This is a genomic window from Breoghania sp. (genome assembly GCF_030066895.1).
Lineage (GTDB): Bacteria > Pseudomonadota > Alphaproteobacteria > Rhizobiales > Stappiaceae > Breoghania.
This window is the reverse complement of record NZ_JASJAV010000017.1, coordinates 12819-30334: the sequence shown is the minus strand read 5'-3', so window position 1 is coordinate 30334 and position 17516 is coordinate 12819. Positions and strand designations below refer to the sequence as shown.

Sequence of the window (17516 nt, the reverse complement as noted above, 5' to 3'; positions counted from 1 at the left end):
TTCGTTCCCGATGAGATCAGCTCGTGCAACACCTCATGCGAACGACGCCAATTGTGCTTCGTGCGCACGATGCGAGGAATGTGGCTGATATACTCGATAACCGGATTATAGAGCCTGTCGGCATAGTAATAGGGAAAGAACAGCCGACCGAAATAGGCGGAGAGATTTTAGAAGATCTCGCAAAACGCTTCCTTGGCATGCGAGAAGGCATAGAGCGAAGCTCCCGAGGGCTCGACCAATCCCTTTCCCAGGTCTCGAATGACATCCGGATCGTTTGGAAAATGCGAATAGGCCGACATGCCGTTTCGCTCCAGGGTGATCCAGTCGGGTCTCAGATACCCGAATTCAACCGCCGAAACATTGATTCCCCACTGCGCGCGCCACCTCACCTGCGATCACATGATAGGGCAACCGGTCCGCGTAGTAGACGATGTCCGTCACTTTATTGCGGGCGACATAGTCCGTCAGAAAGGACCGCCAATTCCGCAACCGACCGCGATAGTTGTGGGCCTCGCGGCGGAACCAGAACAACCACTCCCCGAGATTGAGATTGATACGGAGAACGCAGTGGCCTTTGCGACCCAGTTCATCCCCCAGATCGCGCATAAAAAACGAAGGAGGGCCTTGAAGAATAAGAACGGTACGAACCGTCGGACGCCGACCATCCATGAGCTAGCTATTATCCATTCCGCCGAATGTCGCTTATTGCGACAAGCAAATACCTCCCCCTCACGCTTGCGCGAGGGGGAGCGTTCAAACCAAACCTGATGACATTCGGCTAGTCTTCGAGGTCGTTCGAGATCAACACGCCGTACCGAGCCGACGTAACGAGAAGTTGGACGATCCGGAAGAATTTCGCGAACTCAGCCACCGAATGTGTCGCAACATAGATTATGTCTTTGTCATGCATCTGAATGTAGCGCGCAACGAACCAGGCCTTCGGATACCGCAGGTTCAGACGGTAGATCACAGGAACCTGATAGTCGCCGAGCTTCTCACGCAAATCAGGTCGCAACTTGGCGACCACTTCCGGATCCTCGAAGCGGAACAGATAGACGGCGCTGGCATCCGCGGTGTTATCGTTCAAGCCACCGACCATGGCCAAGGCTTCCGTCATCGTCACCGTCTTGGACGGGAAATGCTGGATGGTCGTCTTTCTGACGGCGCCAAAGGCAGTGAAGCTGCGCGGCTTGACGGACAACAGGATGTTGTCGCCCTTCACCAGCCGGACATTGTTTTTGGGGAAGATCAATCAGGTCTTCCAGACGTGTCGAGGCCTTCCGATTACCGCATTTCAGCGTTACGGTCGTCTCATAGATCTTGCCGCGTTAGCCACCTGCCTGCGCGACCAGATCCAGCAACCACGTTCCCGCCACCGAAATGGGGTATTTGCCGGCCTTGCCCACATCGCCGACGATCACGGCGCTGTTGGTCTGGTTACCCTTGACGATGATCTGGACCTGAGGCTGATCGGCCTTGCCGACCAGAGATTGTTCGACGGTCTCACGGACCGCCCGGCGGCCCAGATGCGCCCGGCATAGGGCAAGAAAATACAGCCGGAATCATCGACAACACTCTCAACCGTGGTCTTCTTGCCGTAGGCTGTGGAGAAGATGCCTTTCTCGTCGGCTTTCCCAGATATTGACAGCGAGAACGTCGCCGACACCAATGCGCTGGCGCGGTTCCGTCCCCTTGATGCCGAAATAGTCGGCAAAGCGAGACGGGACGTACTGACCGATGATCTGGGCATTTTCGGGCGTCAGGCGGAAAGTGAAGTAATCTTCCTGGCGAGCGATATCTTCAATATCGTTTGCGCTCAATGCCGCGCACCCCGCAACCATCACCGCTACGAAGACAAGGCCGATTGTTTTCATTGCACTCAAGTTATCGCCTTTCCGCCTGCCGCGACTCTCAATAGCAGGTAGCTCTGTCCTTTTACATCGGCGAACCGATGCACAACACTCTCGACCACACACTGTTGCAGCCTCGCAACAAGGCCGGATACAATTCAGATACAAACCTGATACGGCCACTCATCAGAATACCGCAGGAAGCTTGGCCTAAAGCCATCCGGCACGGTCTAGAGAGTGACTCGCATATTAAACTTCGATTAAATTTGTCGAAGCTATCCCATGGCATCGACGACTTGCAGGCAGGACCGGACCGTTTCGAGGCCCAGAAGGATGAAGCGCGTCTTACCGGTCAGGCGACGTGGTCGCGAACTTCGGCGATGATCAGCCCGACGATTCCCCAGAGCAGGAAAACGCCGATAAAGATGATGAAAGTCCAACGCAGCCCTTCCGGATAAAGCGCGATATCGGTAAGGCGCGGTTCCACGAAAACCGACAGATACCGGGTTTAACTGGCGGCTTCCACGCGGGCCTTTTCCAAGGAAGTTAGCGAGGAGACATAGTCTCTTTGAACGAACTCCCGCTCGGTCTGCAACTCTTCGTGTTCCGAAAGCTGTTGGTTGAGCGACTCTTCCTTTCCAGAATCATCCGTTTCGTTGGTTTGCAGACGCACGCTGTCGATCTGTTTGGTCAGCGCAGATATTTGCGAGTCGAGAGAGTTCAGACGCGGTGAATTCGGGCTAACCGCGGCTGCTGTAGCGCGCTCAGTCTCGAGCTTGGCTTTCTCTCCTTCGAGTTCGGCGATGATCTTTTCGCGAGCTTCGGCCGTCACCACCGGGTTCAGGCGCCGTTCCGATCGGCGGAAATGGGCAACGGCGCGACGCGCCAGCCGCAAGCGGTTTTCCGCACGGGCCACTTCACTTCCCGATTCGGCGACGGCATCTTCCCGGGCTCGGCGGGACAGATCATTCACCGGGGCTTCGCTGTATCCGATCACCTTCTGCGCGATGAGGACCGCGTCCTTGGGACGGAAAGCTTTCACCTGGAGGGTCACGATTCCCGAATATTTATCGTATTCAGTTGTAACCATCCCTCGCCAGTATTCCACAAGATCCTCTATCGGAGCTTCATCGTCGACCGACGACAAAAAATCGGCCTCGGACCGTGAGTAGATCTTGCGCAGGTCCAGATCCTTGTCGATCTTGTCCACCAGATCGCGAGACTCGACAAACTTGGCAACGATGTAGCTGTCAGACGAGTTTGGTTGGGATCCGGTGATTCCGCTCAGAATGGTCAGCCCGTCGATATAGGCTCCAGAGCTCTCCTTGCTGCGCACCGCGAACTGCGCCTCGACCGAATATTGATCGGCAGCGAAGAAGGCAAAATAGATACCTGCGATAATTGTCAGCAGGACAACGCAAAGAACGAACGACCAACATTGAGCTTGGGCTTGCCCACGACATCAAACGCAGACGCCCCCTGCCTACCCCGCGCACCAGGTCTGGCGCCAGGCGATGTGACCGGTTTGCCTTCCGGCAAACGCACGATCGTCGGATCGGGAGTTTCTGCGGGATGTTGTTGCGGAACGTGGCCTACCTGGCGGGACACAGCACTCATTCCGCCCCTCGCCATCTGCCGAAGGCGGCTGGCAGCCTTGGGAATGTCCAGCATCACGCAAGCCCCTGATAGATCTCTCTCGCTTGCTCCAGCGAATCATAGAAGCGGATCTTACCGTCTTTGAGGATAGCTGCCATATCGCAGTAGGACTTAACGGTGTTCGTCTGGTGAGAAACCATGATTACGTCAGCATTCGACAGGCGTTCACTGAAAGCCTCGCGGCACTTTTCCTGAAACTTGCGGTCACCCACGGCAGTCAATTCGTCGATCAGATAGCAGTCGAACTGGATTGCGAGGCTCAGGCCGAAATTCACGCGGGCACGCATGCCGGATGACAACGTGCGCACCGGCATATGGAAATAGGCGCCGATATCCGCGAACTCCTCGACCAGATCGATGACCTCGCGCGGATCGGCATTGTAGATGCGGGCAACGAACCGGCTGTTTTCCAACGCACTGAGCTCGGAATGGACACCGACGCCCAGCCCCAACGGCCAGGAAATCCGAGATTTCCGCAAGATACGTCCGGATGTCGGGGCTTCCGACCCGACGATCAGACGCACGAGTGTCGAATTTCCGGCGCCGTTCTTGCCGAGAATCGCGATGTTACGGCCGCGCGGGAAATCCAGCGAAATATGGTCGAGAACGCAACGCTGCCCTTTCTTGGTATCGTAGAACTTGGACACGTTGTTGAAGCGCAGGTGGCGCAACGGTTCAGCCGGTTGCGCGCTCTTGTTGCTGCGAACGTCGATCAGGGTACTGGTGACACGACGCAAGAACGACCCGCGCGATCTGCGCTGTCGAACCGATCCGTCCCCGAGATAATCGTCGTGGGTCGCCTGACTTCTGCTCACTTCACTCTCCGCCGCATATGCGGGTGATCCTGCCTCATTTCAAACCAATCATCAAACACTTGCCGCAAGCTGATCTTTTGAAACCGAATCCGGAAACAAACGCACCCGCGCTATGCATGCGCATTCTCCCAATGCTCGTATATTACGCCCATTTGATGAAGAATATCCGACTGAATGTAACTTGCCGTTACGACTTCCGGGGAAGTGATTAACATGAAATATCATCGTTCAAACAGAAACGCCTGCCGGAAGAACCCCGGCAGGCGTCTGTTGTACGGTGTTCTGTTCCGCTCTAACCGAGCCTGAACATTGTTTCCCAATCTCCACAACCACAGCACCGCGAGTATGATTGCGGGGAACGCCGCGAGAATCGCCACGCGGATCAAATCAAACAGGACGAAGAAGATGACGCCCTTGTAGGTCTGGGTGAGTGAGACGTCCGGCGCCATCGAATTGGTGATGAACAGGTTCATCCCCACCGGTGGCGTTATCAATCCGACCTCAACCACAATCAGGACCAGAACGCCGAACCAGATGGCGGTCTCTTCCGGCGTCAACCCGAAATCGAGGGTCATGATGATCGGGAAGAAGATCGGCACGGTCAGCAGGATCATCGACACCGAATCCATCACGCAGCCGAAGACCAGATAGGTCAGCAGGATGCCTGCCAGCACCAACCAGGGGTTGAACCCGGCACCGCCGACCCAGGCAGCCATCGTCTGCGACATCTGGGTGAAGGCCAGGAAGGAGTTGAACACGCCGGCACCGAACACGATGAAGAAGATCATGCCGGAGGAAACGGCGGTGGCCAGGATGCACTCGCCAAGCACCTTCCAGCCGAGTTGACGACGGAACAGAGCCACCAGTCCGGTACCGGCGGTACCAACCGCCGCACCTTCGGTCGGCGTGAACCAGCCGGCATAGATGCCGCCGACCACCAAAAGGAAGATAAGCACCACCGACCACACTTCAATCATGGCCTCCAGACGTTCGCGCGGGCTCGCTTTTTCGGCAAACTGCGCAGCGGAAGGGTCCAACCGCATGAACAGCGAGATGGTGATGACATAGCCCACCGCCGCCAGAATGCCCGGAATGAAAGCCGCGGCGAAAAGCTTGGCGATGTTCTGTTCGGCCAGGATCGCATAGATCACCAGCACGAAAGAGGGCGGGATCAGAATGCCGAGCGTACCGCCCGCGGCAAGGCAGGCGGTCGAAAGCGCACCGTTGTAGCCGTAGCGGCGCATTTCAGGCACCGCCACCTGGGCCATGGTGGCCGCGGTCGCCAGCGAGGAACCGCAGATCGTGCCGAAGCCTGCACATCCGACCACTGACGCCATCGTGATACCGCCGCGCTTGTGGCCGATCATGGCGGCGGCGGCGCGGAACAGACCGCGCGACATGCCGCTTCTGGTCGCGAACTGGCCCATCAGCAGGAACAGCGGCACGATGGACAGCGAGTAGCTGGAGAAGGTCTCGTAGGTGAGCGATTTCATCTGCGCCAGGATCGGCACCCAGCTTCCCGTGACTATCACGGTGCCGCCGATACCCACGGCGAGCATGGAAAGCCCGATCGGAATGTGCAGGAAGATGAGCCCCAGCAACACGACAAAGCTGAGACCGGCGAGTTCCATGTTGCCCATTACGCGCTCTCCCCCTAGCCCAACATCTCGTTGAGATTGCGCCACACGGTGTAGACGGCCGTGAGCGTGAACACCCACGCACCCACAAGCGACACCGCATAGCCCCACCAGACCGGCATCTGCAGGATGAAGGTTATCTCTCGGAATAGGCGCGCTTGTCCATGAGCCCCTCCCCGAGCTTTACGGCGATGAGAGCGGCACAAGCGGTCAGCAGGATGTTGCCGGCCAGGGACAAGCCGGCATTGACGCGGGGACCGAGTGGCTGGACGAAGATGTCCACCGTGACATGGCCGCGCTGCATCTGACACCATGGCAGGAAGTAGAAGATCGCGAAGGGGCGCACCCGGCCTCCACGAATTCGAAGTCGCCCGGAATGGGATCGAAAACGTCGAACGGCGCCACCGCGACGCTGGCAAGCTCGCGACCGAAGACGCTGATACAGGTGACCGCGGTGATCGCGACGAGTGCAGCACCGCCGGCGAGCGCCAGCCAGCGGGTGATGAAGTCGATGACATGGCCGACGCGCCGTTCGAGCCGGGGCGCGAGCCCCTTAGCCTGGCTGACCATCCCTATCCCCCCGAATTGATGGAAGATTCAAGCCGTATCGCGTAGCCGCATATGCGACGGAGCCCAGATTGGACCCGCGCATTGCCCGGTTGCACAAGGCTTGTGACGTTCCAAACGCGGCGGCGCCCCTGTGGCATCTATGCGCTTCGATGAAGTTTTCTTGTGATTGAAGTGAGCCGGCCACGGCATGCGCGGCCGGCTCCGGCTTTCGAAGAAAGCGGATCAGTACTGGTAGGCAGGCTGCTCGTCGTCGACATAGGCGTCGATCGCGGCCTTGGCATCCTCGACCAGCTTGGCTCCGTCGAAGCCCTTGCCGTCCATTTCCTCGATCCAGGCGGCCTCGATCTCCTTGGCGGCATATCCTTCCAGCGCTGGGTCTCGGCTTCATCGAGAATGGTCTGCTTGTCGCCGATCTTCGCCAGGGCAGGAGGACCGGCCTCGTCGCCCTTGTCCATCGCAAGGCCGGCAAGACGCGAGGCTTCACGACCGGAATTGTCGTCGATCACCTTCTTCAGGTCATTCGGCAGGCTGTCGTACTTGGCCTTGTTCATGGCAAAGACCATGAAGAACGTGTAGAGGCCGCGCGAGCCGGAGAAACCGGTGTGGTGATGGACGAGTTCGGGGATGCACAGCGGAACGGAGACCTCCCAGGGCACCACCGCACCGTCGATAGCATGCTTGGACAGGGCTTCCGGCACCGCGGGCACAGGCATGCCGACCGGGATCGCGCCCAGCTTCTCCAGAAGCTTGTTGGTCATGCGGGTGGGACCGCGCAGCTTCAGGCCCTTCATGTCCTCAAGCTTTTCGACCGGCTTGTTGGCATGGACGAGGCCGGGGCCGTGGGTAAACGCAGCGATCACCTTCACGTCCTTGAATTCGTCCTGAAGGCCCTTCTCGTAGTAGTCCCAGGCAGCTTCCGAGGTCGCCGAGCCCTTGCCCGCTATGAAGGGAAACTCGAAGGCTTAGGACTTGGGGAAGCGACCCGGCGTGTAGCCGGTCAGCGTCCAGATGGTGTCAACCACGCCATCCTTGGCCTGATCGTAGAGCGAAGGCGGCTTGCCGCCGAGCTGCATCGTGGGGAAGATCTGGATAGCGATGCGACCGTCCGAATCCTTTTCCACCTTCTCCGCCCAGGACCCGATGAAGTATTTCGGAACCGAGGATTGCGGAGACAGGAAATGATGGATCTTCAGGGTCACTTCCTGCGCCTGCGCAGTTCCGGTCAGAGCAAGTGCGCTGACGGCAAGACACCCTGCAATCGCAAGATTATTTAACATATTTTTCCTCGAATTTTTCCGCCTGTGACGGAGCTCTCCCCAACCGAGTCCGTAAAGGATCCGGCTGCAATGCGGCGAATTTTCTGCAAATCCCTCCTTAATTCAAGTATAAAATAAATAATTTAAGTAAAAGTTCTCTATTCAAACAATTCACTGAAATTTTTTCACTTATCGGTCGTTTGGGAAAGCGGTTGTAGAAGGAACCTATCACTGCGGGAAAATTTCGAATGACCTGCTCAAGTCCGAAATCGCGAAGCAGGCATATCTCTCGCTACGTTTTCAACAGGTTGCCAGCATCTCCCAACCCGGTGCCCCGACCAACCGGCGCTTGCCGTAGTGAGCCCTCGTCGTTTTACGAAGGAGAGAAAAACGAATAACCAATTACCGCGAATGTAGGCACGGGCCGACGCCGGCTCCGTTCAGCAGGCGTCGGCCGGATCTCGAGAGGACCTTCAGGCCGGCTTGTGATGCTCGTGCCAGTGGCAAGCAATGTCGATACGGCGGGCAGCCAGACCTTGTCATGCCCCTTCACGTAATCGATGAACCAGGCGAGGGCTGCGGCGCGTCCCGGACGACCGACGAGACGGCAATGCAGGCCAACATTCATCATCTTGGCCTGACCGGCGACATCTTCGACATAGAGGGTGTCGAAGCTGTCCTTGAGATAGGTGAAGAACTGGTCGCCACAGTTGAAGCCCTGAGCGGTGGCAAAGCGCATGTCGTTGGCATCGAGCGTATAGGGAATGATCAGATGCTGCCCGCCGAGGCCTTCCATCCAGTAGGGCAGATCGTCGGCATAAGTATCTGAGAGATAGACGAAACCATCCTCCTCCATCGCCAGCAGAATGGTTTTTTCCGAACTGCGGCCCTGGTAGAAGCCGAGCGGGCGCTCGCCGGTCACTTCCGTGTAGATGCGCACGGCCTCGGCAATCGCCACGCGCTCCTCCTCGATCGGCATATCCTTGAACTAGACCCACTTGAGCCCGTGGGAAGCGATTTCCCAGCCCGCTTCCTTCATCGCGGCAACCGCTTCCGGGTTGCGCTGCAAGGCGGTGGCCACACCGTAGACGGTGACGGGCACGTTGACCCCGGTGAACATGCGCCACAGCCGCCAGAAGTCGGCCCGGGAACCGTACTCGTAGATCGATTCCATGTTCATGTGGCGCTTGCCGGGACAAGACACAGCGCCGACGATCTCCGACAGAAAGGCCTCTGATGCCGCATCCCCGTGCAGGATATTGTTCTCGCCGCCCTCTTCGTAATTGATCACGAACTGGACGGCGATGCGTGCCTTGTCCGGCCAGCGCCGGTCCGGCGCGTTGCGCCCGTAGCCGATCATGTCACGCGGATAGTCAGTCATGGAAGGAAGCTCCGTATATTGTCGTTATTACCTATACTTCATGTTCGCAGAGAAGCTCAAACAGCCGGATTTTTCAACAGTCGAAACCTTTTTCGCATTTCCTCCCGCAGCGCCTTTACATCCGCGAGAATCAGTTTCCAGTTGTCATCAAGTCATCTTTTTCTCACTAAGCAGTAAAACAGATCCGAAACTGGCCCGAAACTAGCAAGGGTGTCGCCTATTCCGTTCTGAGGTCGAAACTTTGAGGCCCGATGCGAGTTTTTGCCCGACAAATAGGCCGGGAACTGCATCAGATACGGACAAACGAGAAGGCAAGGAGACAGTGATGGCGACGATGAAACCCTCGCTTACCCTGGTCGACCATGGTGCGGCGGAACCGGGCATGAGGGGCCCGGATCATTTCACGACAGGGGGGACAGACTCCATTGCACAGTCGATTGCAGGCAATGCGGCAAATGCTGCAAAACACACCACACGCGTCAGCGGCGGAAGCGCTTGCGATGCTGCGGCAGGCATTCCCCGATGCCAATCTGAGCGACCTCGTGCACGCTCTGGGATATCGCGAGGAAGCCTGAGGACGACGACGGCATGTGAACCAGCCCCTCACAGGGGCCCGGATCCATATTCCGCGTCCTCGTCCTCTTTATCGAGCTCCGGCTGTTCGGCGCCAGAGGACTGTGCGGACGTCTGGGATCGGCCTTCGGCCTTCGCCGCGTCTTCTTTCACGTGCCGACACCATGCCCGACCGGCGATCGGAATGGAGATCAGGTAGGCGATCGTCGCCAAGGTCAGCATTTCGAAGGGATAGCTCACGGCGAGCGCGACCAGCAGCACGGCTGCCACGAAAATCGCCAGGACCAGATCCTTGCGCACCCGCATCGCCACCCGCTTGCCGGAAAAGGTCGGCAGGCGCGAGACCATGAAGAAGGCGATCAGGAAGGTGTAGGCGACAACGAAGGGCGCAACTTCCACCCAACGATCCAGCAGACCGAGCTGGTGCAGATAGACCGGCAGCAGCACCGACAGCGCCCCCGCAGGCGCGGGCGTGCCGGTGAAATAGTTTGCCTGCCAGGCGGGCTTGTCGGGCTCATCCAGCGCAACGTTGAAACGGGCAAGCCGGAGTGCGGCCGAAATGGCGAAGACGAGCACGGTGATCCAGCCGAAGGAATGCAGCTCGTTCAACACCCACGTATAGAGAATGATCGCGGGCGCGACGCCGAAATTGACGAAATCGGCGAGGCTGTCGAATTCCGCCCCGAAACGCGAGGTGGAGCGCAGGAACCGCGCCACCCGACCGTCGATCGCATCGAGCACCGCAGCCAGAACGATCGCCCCGATCGCCCAGTCCCACCGCGTCTCCAACGCCATTCGGATGGCGGTCAGCCCCGAACACAGAGCCAGCAACGTCACCAGATTGGGCAGGATCATCTTCAGCGGCACGCGCTGGAAACGGCGGATCCGGCCGCCGGAGCGCTTGGAACGCTCGCTGGGGCCCGGCTCGAAGGGGGCGAAAGGTGTACTCATGACCCTAACTTACCCGCGTCAGCGGTGCGTTGCCTTTGGGCGCGGTCAAATCCGCCAGAACGGTCTCGCCGGCCACCATGGTCTGACCGATGGCGACCTTCGGCGCGGTTCCGGCGGGCAGGTAGACGTCAAGCCGCGAGCCGAAACGGATGAGGCCGAAGCGCTCGCCCGCCTGCACGCTCTCGCCCTCGCGCATGAAACACACGATGCGGCGCGCCACCAGGCCCGCGATCTGCACCACGGCAATGCGCCCTTCGGCAGCGTCGATCACCAGATCGTTGCGTTCATTGTCGTCGGAGACCTTTTCCAGTTCCGCGTTCAGGAACTTGCCCGCCCGATAGGCAATCTTGGTGACAGGGCCGGAGAGCGGCGCACGATTCACGTGACAATTGAAGACATTCATGAAGGTGCAGATACGCACCATCGGTTCGTTGCCGAGGCCCAGCTCTTCCGGCGGCGTGGCCGGTCCGATCATGCACACGGTGCCATCGGCCGGTGCGATCACCAGTCCGGCACCCAAGGGGGTCACCCGTCGTGGATCGCGGAAGAAATAGATTACCCAGCCGGTCAGGATGAGACCGATCCAGAAGATAATTGGCACGAACCATCCGACGACGACGGTAATCGCCGCCGCGATGGCGATGAAGTGCCAGCCCTCCCGGTGGATCGGGACGGCCGTACGCTTGATGGTGTCGATCAGGGACATGGGGCTTTCATAGAACCTCTCGCTCGGCAAGATCATGCCGAAGCTATGCGACGCAATCAATGCACCATGTGACAAGGGGGATCAATGGGGAGGGGATATGGAGCGCGCATTCGCGCGCTCTTGTTACGCTGGATTCCGGATCAGCGCTCGGCTTTACCTCACTTGGCCGGAATGAGGAGCAAGTGGAGAGGTGTAACCACACGCAAACGAAGGACGAGCAGCATGCGGTTTTGGCGTCTGCTTACAAGTCCAACCCCAAACGCCCTCATTCCGGGCGGGTCTGCGGCGAAGCCGCATGACCAAACCCGGAATCCAGCGCAACAAGCGATGCGAAGCACCTCCGCTTTCTCTTCCCATCCTCCCCTACTCGACCTCCACTACCTCTTCCGCAGTCGGGCCACGGCGCACGATGTAATCGTCGTCGGCATCCTGCATGGCGCGCAGGCGTTCCTCTACTTCCGTCACCTCGCGCTGGCGGGCCCACATGGAGGCATAGAGGCCGTTCTGCTTCAGAAGCTCGGCATGGGTGCCGCGCTCCACGATTCGGCCTGCTTCCAGAACCAGAATCATGTCCGCGCCCACCACCGTCGACAGACGGTGCGCGATCATCAGCGTGGTGCGGTTCTTCGACACCACGTCGAGTGCCGACTGGATCTCCCGCTCAGTCTGGGTTTCGAGCACGGAGGTCGCCTCGTCGAGGATCAGGATCGGCGGGGCCTTCAGGAGTGTGTGCGCGATTGCCACGCGCTGCTTCTCACCGCCCGACAGCTTCAATCCGCGCTCGCCCACCTCCGTATTGAAGCCCTGCGGCAGGGTTTCGATGAAATCGGCGATCTGCGCCATGCGGGCGGCCTCCTCCACCTCCTCGTCAATGGCGGAAGGGCGGCCGTAGCGGATGTTGTAGCGGATGGTGTCGTTGAACAGCACCGTATCCTGCGGAACCATGCCGATCTTCGCCCGCACGCTTTCCTGCTGAACCTCGCGCAGATCCTGTCCGTCGATGCTGATTGCGCCGGAGGTGACGTCGTAGAAACGGAAGATCAGCCACGAGATGGTCGACTTGCCCACCCCCGACGGCCCGACGATCGCCACCGTGTTGCCGCTCGGCACCTCGAAGGAGACGCCCTTCAGAATTGCGCGTTCCGTATCATACGAAAAGCGCACGTCGTCGAAGCGGATCGTGCCGCCCTCGACCACCAGAGGGGCCGCGTCCGGCCGGTCGACGATCTCCGCATCCACCGCCAGCAGGTCGAACATGTCGGCGATGTCGATCAGTCCCTGACGCACTTCGCGGTAGATAAAGCCGATCATGTTGAGCGGGATGGAGAGCTGCATCAGCAGCGCATTGATCATGACAAAATCGCCGACCGTCTGCGTGCCGTTCATCACCGCGCGCGACGACATCGCCATGCAGGCACCCATGCCCAGGGTGAAAATCACCGTCTGGCCGAGGTTCAGCCAGGCAAGCGACGTCCAGATCTGGATCGCCGCGCCCTCACCCGCAGGCTCGTCGGTCGCCGCGACACTGCGGGACGTGGACGCCGTCTCTTCGGCCTTGTCCGACGTTGCCTCGTTTGATGAGGCCTCATCTTCCGGCTCGTTGTCCGACAGGGCTGCGGTTTTGGTCTCCGCTGCGGCTTCCAGCGTTTCCGAGGTGTCTGCCGTCTCGGCCGCGTCGGCTGCCTGTTCGCCCTGCCTCCGATACAGCGGCTTCAGGCTGCGCCTCGGCCTTGCCCCCATCGGCAGCTTCGTTGAAGATAACGACCTGAGGTGCGACCTGCTCGCCCGACTTTTGCAGGATGGTGCTGGGCTCGCCCTCGGCGTTCATGACGACGAGCACGTCGCTGTCGTCCTTATCGGTGGGAATGGAAACAGTCACGCGCTGCGTCGATTCAAAGGGCGCTTCGCCCTCCTTCTCGGCAAAGATGGCAATGTCGTAGTCGCCGGGCTTTCAACGGATCGTCGAGAACGATTGCCCATTCACCCGCACCGTTCGCCTTCGTCTTGGCGATGACCTTGCCGTTCGCGACAAGCGCCACCGTGGCATTGCCCTCGGCAAGACCGGCAACAACCGCATCGCCCGAGCGCTCGACACGCACCACATCGAAGGCCGGTACAACCTCCCGCTTTTTCTGCGCACTGGTAGCCGTCTTTTCAGCCGTCGTCTCGCCGCCGAACTGAGCGGCGCTTTCGCCCGCCTTTTCTGCGGCCTGTTCGCGGTTTGCGGCATCCGTCGGCGCGGCCTTGTCCGAAGGCGTTCCGGCATCGGCCGGGGCCTCGGCGATCGATCCCGTTGCCGGGCTCTGCGTCTGCCGGAAGCTGTCGAAATACCCGGCCTGATAGCCAAAGATGGCGAGACCGATCGCGACAACGACACCGGCGAGCCCTACGAGCGATACCTTGAACATCGAACCTTCGCGCTCCTTCAGCCTGGAGAACCGTTCTCAAACACCCGCATCCGGGCCCCGCCGCCGGGTAGCGCCGGTCTCAGGAACAGCCCCATCCGCAAATTCCTCGCATGGTTATACGCCTTTGCCGTCCACGGCAAGCAAACCGCCGCAAGTGCTTCCCTCTGCGTCCCTTTTGGTCGCACCCGCACATGCCTTTGCGGTCGATTCGCACGGTGATTCTCTCAACGACCTTCGCCATGGCGCGCCGATTGCCCCCTCTCCTACGGAGCCTCAGCCGCGCCGATCGCTTTCCAGCCGCCGGCTCCGTCCGGATGAATGCGGAGCCATGCAAGGCCGCTTGACCGGATGTCGCAGGGGGTGCCAATTTGGCGGTATAACAGACATTCGAAGCATTTGCGTCTATTGCGGATATGGTCCGGGCAACGACCCGGCCTATCGAGAAGCAGCCGTAGAACTCGGCCGCGCGGTGGCTCAGGCCGGCATTCGCCTCGTCTATGGCGGCGGCTCCGTCGGGCTGATGGGCATCGTCGCGCGTTCGGTCCTCGACAATGGCGGCAAAGTGACCGGGATCATCCCGCAGTTCCTGAAAGACCGCGAGGAAATGCTGGAGACCGAGTGCAAACTCATCGTCATAGACGACATGCACCAGCGCAAGCGGCTGATGTTCGAGAAGGCGGATGCCTTCGTGGCGCTGCCCGACGGCATCGGCACGCTTGAGGAAACCGTCGAGATGATGACTTGGGCGCAGCTCGGGTGGCATCACAAGCCGGTTCTTCTGTCCAATATCAAGGGGCTCTGGAAACCTTTGCACCAATTTCTCGAGCATATGGCGAAAGACGGCTTCATCCGTGAGGACCTCGACGTGACCTATCACGTGGTCGACGAGGCCGCCGATATCGCCCCCCACCAGCAGAACATCGCCAACGGCAAGCGCGATGCGTATGCCAAGGATGCCGTGTCCATCTCGCAGCTTTGAGCGTGTGGGGGAAGGAAGAAACAAGCCCTTCCAACAGTCGGCCAACCCTCTTGATTGTGAGGAGAAAAGGGCACGCCCTACCCGAGACTGTCATCCCCGCGCAGGCGGGGATGACAGTCGTGCGTGGATTGTTCACATCGGCAAACGCACATTACGCAGCAATTGTAAAGTGCACGCACACACGCCACACACTCGCAAATCCCCCTCCCTTCCCACTACTCAAGCATGCGCGCGGCGGCGGAGCAGGTCTCGGGTGAACACGATCAGCGATGCCCAGATCAGAGCGAAACTCACCAGCCGCATCGGATCCAGCGGCTCGTTGAAGACGAAGATCGCCAGCGCAAAGTGCAGCGACGGGGCGAGATATTGCAGGATGCCGATCGTGGAAAGCGGCAATCCCTGACCCCCCAGCGCAAACAGGATCAGCGGCACCGCCGTCACCACGCCGAACGCTGCAATGAGGACCGTCATCTCGAAATTGTCGCCGAGCTCCAGCGTACCGTTCAACCCGCACCAGCCGAGATAGGCCACAGCCACCGGCAGCAGCACGGCGGCCTCCACCAGCAGGCCGGTCGCGGCGCCTACGATCACCGTCTTGCGCAGGAAACCGTAGTCCCGAAGGTGAAGGCGAGCGCCAGCGACACCCACGGGAAGTTGCCGAACCCCCAGGCCAGGATGGCAATGGCGACCAGTGCGATGCCGACGGCGAGACGCTGTCCCCGACTCAGAGTTTCGCCGAGGAGCACCGTTCCCAGCACCACGGAGACGAGCGGGTTGATGAAATAGCCGAAGGAAACCTCCAGCACCCGCGACGCATCGATGGCGTAGATGAAGATCAGCCAGTTCGCGGCCAGGATCGTGGCGCTCATGGTGAGGCGGATCACGATGCGCCGGTCGCGCAAGACGCCCCTCACCATGTCCATGCGGCGCACGAACATGAAAGCCGCCCGACGATCACCACCGACCAAACGATACGCTGGGCGACCAGCTGGATGGAGGGCACGGCGCTCACCAGCATGAAGTAGAGCGGCAGAAATCCCCACAGACCATAGGCCCTGACCGCGCTGACATAGGCGGTGGTTTCCGCGTCTGCGGGACGCGGGGCAAGCGGTTTTCTTTCCATGTGAAACGAGGCGTCGATCAGGCGGCCGGCGCGCTCCCCTTCATCAAACGGTAGGTAATGGAATCGGTAAGGGCCTGGAACGAGGCATCGACGATATTGGGAGAGACGCCGACGGTAAACCACCTCTCGCCCGTGCCCTCATCCATGCTCTCGATCAGAACACGCGTGATGGCCTCCGTGCCGCCATTTGAGGATACGGACCTTGAAGTCCATCAGCACGAGGTTCTCGATCTCGCTCTGGTATTTGCCGAGATCCTTGCGCAGCGCGATGTCGAGCGCGTTGACGGGGCCGTTGCCTTCCGCCACCGACATGTGCTCTTCGCCGTCGATGACGATCTTCACCACCGCCTCGAAGATGGTGACGAGTTCGTCGACTGCGTTGTAACGCCTCTCCACCATGACGCGGAAGCTTTTGACGTCGAAGAACTTCGGTACCTTGCCGAGGAGCCGCGTGGCGAGCAGCGAGAAGAACGCATCCGCCGCCTCATAGGCATAGCCCAGCGCTTCCCGTTCCTTCACCTCGCGCAGCAGGCCGTCGAGCCGCCGGTCGGAAGGATCGGCCTCGATGCCCAGCATCTTGAGCTGGCTAACAAGGTTCGACTTGCCCACCTGATCGGAGACCAGAACGTACCGCCGGTTGCCGACGAGATCCGGAGAGACATGCTCATAGGTCTTCGGGTCCTTCAGGATGGCGGAAGCGTGGATGCCCGCCTTGGTGGCAAACGCCGCCGCACCGACATAGGGCGCATGCCGGTCGGGCGCGCGATTGAGCAACTCGTCGAAGGAACGGGAGAACTGCGTTAGCTTCGCCAACGCCTCCTTGCTCACCCCTACTTCAAAGCGATCCGCATAATCCTTCTTGAACATCAGGGTCGGGATCAGGGTGATGAGATTGGCATTGCCGCAGCGCTCGCCCACGCCGTTGAGCGTGCCCTGGATCTGGCGCACGCCCATCTTGACGGCGGCCAGAGAATTGGCGACCGCCCGCTCGGTGTCGTTATGGGCGTGGATGCCCAGATGATCGCCCAGCACGACGCTCATCACGTCGGTGACGATGGCCTCGATCTCGTCGGGCAGCGTGCCGCCATTGGTGTCGCACAACACCACTCAGCGCGCGCGCATCATAGGCGGCCTTGGCGCAGGCCAGCGCATAGTCGGGATTGGCCTTGTAGCCGTCGAAAAAGTGCTCGCAATCGACCATCGCCTCCTTGCCGGAAGCCACCGCGGCGGCGACCGACTGACGGATGCCGTCGAGGTTTTCCTCGTTGGTGGTGCCGAGCACCACCGTTACATGGAAATCCCAGATTTTGGCGACGAAGCAGATCGCATCGGACTGCGCCGACAAGAGGCCTTGCAGGCCGGGATCGTTGTCCACCGCAAGCCCGGCCCACTTGGTCATGCCGAAGGCGGTAAAGGCCGCCTTCTGCGTGCGCTTTTTCTCGAAGAAGGCGGTATCGGTCGGATTGGCACCGGGATAGCCGCCCTCCACGTAATCGATACCGATCTTGTCCAGCATGCCCGCAATCGCAATATTGTCCTCCAGCGAGAAGTCGATGCCGTTGGTCTAGGCACCGTCACGCAAGGTGGTATCGAAGAGATAGAGTTGTTCCC

Annotated in this window: 17 protein-coding genes and 5 pseudogenes; 3 read left to right on the top strand and 19 right to left on the bottom strand. The window is 59.8% G+C overall.

Going from position 1 to position 17516, the window contains the following annotated elements; genetic code table 11:
- Positions 1-167: 167 nt before the first annotated feature.
- The 3 genes from QNJ43_RS16670 to QNJ43_RS16660 all read right to left on the bottom strand — a co-directional run bounded on the left by QNJ43_RS16670 (position 168) and on the right by QNJ43_RS16660 (position 1222).
- Complete coding sequence (locus tag QNJ43_RS16670; RefSeq protein ID WP_300471726.1) at positions 168-389, bottom strand: hypothetical protein; 222 nt, start codon at positions 387-389, stop codon at positions 168-170.
- Positions 346-669 carry a hypothetical protein gene (locus tag QNJ43_RS16665; protein ID WP_300471912.1) on the bottom strand — a complete coding sequence of 108 codons (324 nt, stop codon included), beginning with the start codon at positions 667-669 and terminating at the stop codon, positions 346-348. Before QNJ43_RS16665 ends, QNJ43_RS16670 begins: the two co-directional genes overlap by 44 nt.
- A gap of 109 nt (positions 670-778) precedes the next feature.
- Positions 779-1222 (bottom strand): hypothetical protein, encoded by a 444-nt coding sequence (locus QNJ43_RS16660; protein ID WP_300471725.1) that lies wholly within the window; start codon positions 1220-1222, stop codon positions 779-781.
- Between QNJ43_RS16660 and QNJ43_RS16655 the strand changes: the two genes are divergently transcribed.
- Positions 1209-1541 (top strand): hypothetical protein, encoded by a 333-nt coding sequence (locus QNJ43_RS16655; RefSeq protein ID WP_300471724.1) that lies wholly within the window; start codon positions 1209-1211, stop codon positions 1539-1541. The two genes, QNJ43_RS16660 and QNJ43_RS16655, sit on opposite strands and share 14 nt — an antisense overlap.
- Positions 1542-1577: 36 nt before the next feature.
- On the opposite strand, the gene QNJ43_RS16650 is transcribed toward QNJ43_RS16655, so the two are convergent.
- The 6 genes and pseudogenes from QNJ43_RS16650 to QNJ43_RS16625 all read right to left on the bottom strand — a co-directional run bounded on the left by QNJ43_RS16650 (position 1578) and on the right by QNJ43_RS16625 (position 6304).
- Entirely contained in the window at positions 1578-1874 is a 297-nt protein-coding gene (locus QNJ43_RS16650; RefSeq protein ID WP_300471723.1) for a hypothetical protein, read from the bottom strand.
- Between the two features lie 328 nt (positions 1875-2202).
- Positions 2203-2337, bottom strand: a complete 135-nt coding sequence (locus QNJ43_RS16645) for a hypothetical protein (protein WP_300471722.1) — start codon at positions 2335-2337, stop codon at positions 2203-2205.
- A gap of 21 nt (positions 2338-2358) precedes the next feature.
- Positions 2359-3276: pseudogene (locus tag QNJ43_RS16640) on the bottom strand (hypothetical protein); the annotation flags it as partial.
- Between the two features lie 244 nt (positions 3277-3520).
- Positions 3521-4321, bottom strand: a complete 801-nt coding sequence (locus QNJ43_RS16635) for an ABC transporter ATP-binding protein (RefSeq protein WP_300471721.1) — start codon at positions 4319-4321, stop codon at positions 3521-3523.
- A gap of 221 nt (positions 4322-4542) precedes the next feature.
- Positions 4543-5961 carry a TRAP transporter large permease gene (locus tag QNJ43_RS16630; RefSeq protein WP_300471720.1) on the bottom strand — a complete coding sequence of 473 codons (1419 nt, stop codon included), beginning with the start codon at positions 5959-5961 and terminating at the stop codon, positions 4543-4545.
- 133 nt (positions 5962-6094) lie between these two features.
- On the bottom strand, positions 6095-6304 hold the full coding sequence (locus QNJ43_RS16625; protein ID WP_300471719.1) for a TRAP transporter small permease subunit: 210 nt from the start codon (positions 6302-6304) through the stop codon (positions 6095-6097).
- A gap of 30 nt (positions 6305-6334) precedes the next feature.
- Here QNJ43_RS16625 and QNJ43_RS16620 point away from each other — a divergent pair, with 30 nt between their 5' ends.
- Complete coding sequence (locus QNJ43_RS16620; protein WP_300471718.1) at positions 6335-6547, top strand: hypothetical protein; 213 nt, start codon at positions 6335-6337, stop codon at positions 6545-6547.
- A gap of 118 nt (positions 6548-6665) precedes the next feature.
- On the opposite strand, the pseudogene QNJ43_RS16615 reads toward QNJ43_RS16620, so the two are convergent.
- The 6 genes and pseudogenes from QNJ43_RS16615 to QNJ43_RS16590 form a co-directional block, all read right to left on the bottom strand.
- Positions 6666-7805, bottom strand: a pseudogene (locus QNJ43_RS16615) (TRAP transporter substrate-binding protein).
- A gap of 458 nt (positions 7806-8263) precedes the next feature.
- Positions 8264-9165: pseudogene (puuE, locus tag QNJ43_RS16610) on the bottom strand (allantoinase PuuE); the annotation flags it as partial.
- Between the two features lie 603 nt (positions 9166-9768).
- A complete protein-coding gene (locus QNJ43_RS16605; protein ID WP_300471717.1) occupies positions 9769-10689 on the bottom strand; it encodes a phosphatidylcholine/phosphatidylserine synthase in 921 nt (306 codons plus the stop codon).
- 4 nt (positions 10690-10693) lie between these two features.
- Positions 10694-11395, bottom strand: a complete 702-nt coding sequence (locus tag QNJ43_RS16600) for a phosphatidylserine decarboxylase (protein WP_300471716.1) — start codon at positions 11393-11395, stop codon at positions 10694-10696.
- 363 nt (positions 11396-11758) lie between these two features.
- Positions 11759-12892, bottom strand: a pseudogene (locus tag QNJ43_RS16595) (ABC transporter ATP-binding protein/permease); the annotation flags it as partial.
- Positions 12893-13287: 395 nt separating this feature from the next.
- A complete protein-coding gene (locus QNJ43_RS16590) occupies positions 13288-13803 on the bottom strand; it encodes a hypothetical protein (protein WP_300471715.1) in 516 nt (171 codons plus the stop codon).
- Between the two features lie 376 nt (positions 13804-14179).
- On the opposite strand from QNJ43_RS16590, the gene QNJ43_RS16585 reads away from it, so the two are divergent.
- Positions 14180-14782, top strand: a complete 603-nt coding sequence (locus QNJ43_RS16585) for a TIGR00730 family Rossman fold protein (RefSeq protein ID WP_300471889.1) — start codon at positions 14180-14182, stop codon at positions 14780-14782.
- A gap of 219 nt (positions 14783-15001) precedes the next feature.
- On the opposite strand, the gene QNJ43_RS16580 is transcribed toward QNJ43_RS16585, so the two are convergent.
- From QNJ43_RS16580 to cimA, 4 genes and pseudogenes are all read right to left on the bottom strand, one after another.
- Positions 15002-15373: a hypothetical protein gene (locus tag QNJ43_RS16580; RefSeq protein ID WP_300471714.1), complete on the bottom strand. Its 372-nt coding sequence runs from the start codon at positions 15371-15373 to the stop codon at positions 15002-15004.
- A complete protein-coding gene (locus tag QNJ43_RS16575; protein WP_300471713.1) occupies positions 15370-15720 on the bottom strand; it encodes an EamA family transporter in 351 nt (116 codons plus the stop codon). Before QNJ43_RS16575 ends, QNJ43_RS16580 begins: the two co-directional genes overlap by 4 nt.
- Positions 15693-15905, bottom strand: a complete 213-nt coding sequence (locus tag QNJ43_RS16570) for a hypothetical protein (protein ID WP_300471712.1) — start codon at positions 15903-15905, stop codon at positions 15693-15695. The genes QNJ43_RS16575 and QNJ43_RS16570 overlap by 28 nt, the downstream gene beginning before the upstream one ends.
- 17 nt (positions 15906-15922) lie before the next feature.
- Positions 15923-17460 (bottom strand): annotated as a pseudogene (cimA, locus tag QNJ43_RS16565) (citramalate synthase).
- Positions 17461-17516: the final 56 nt, after the last annotated feature.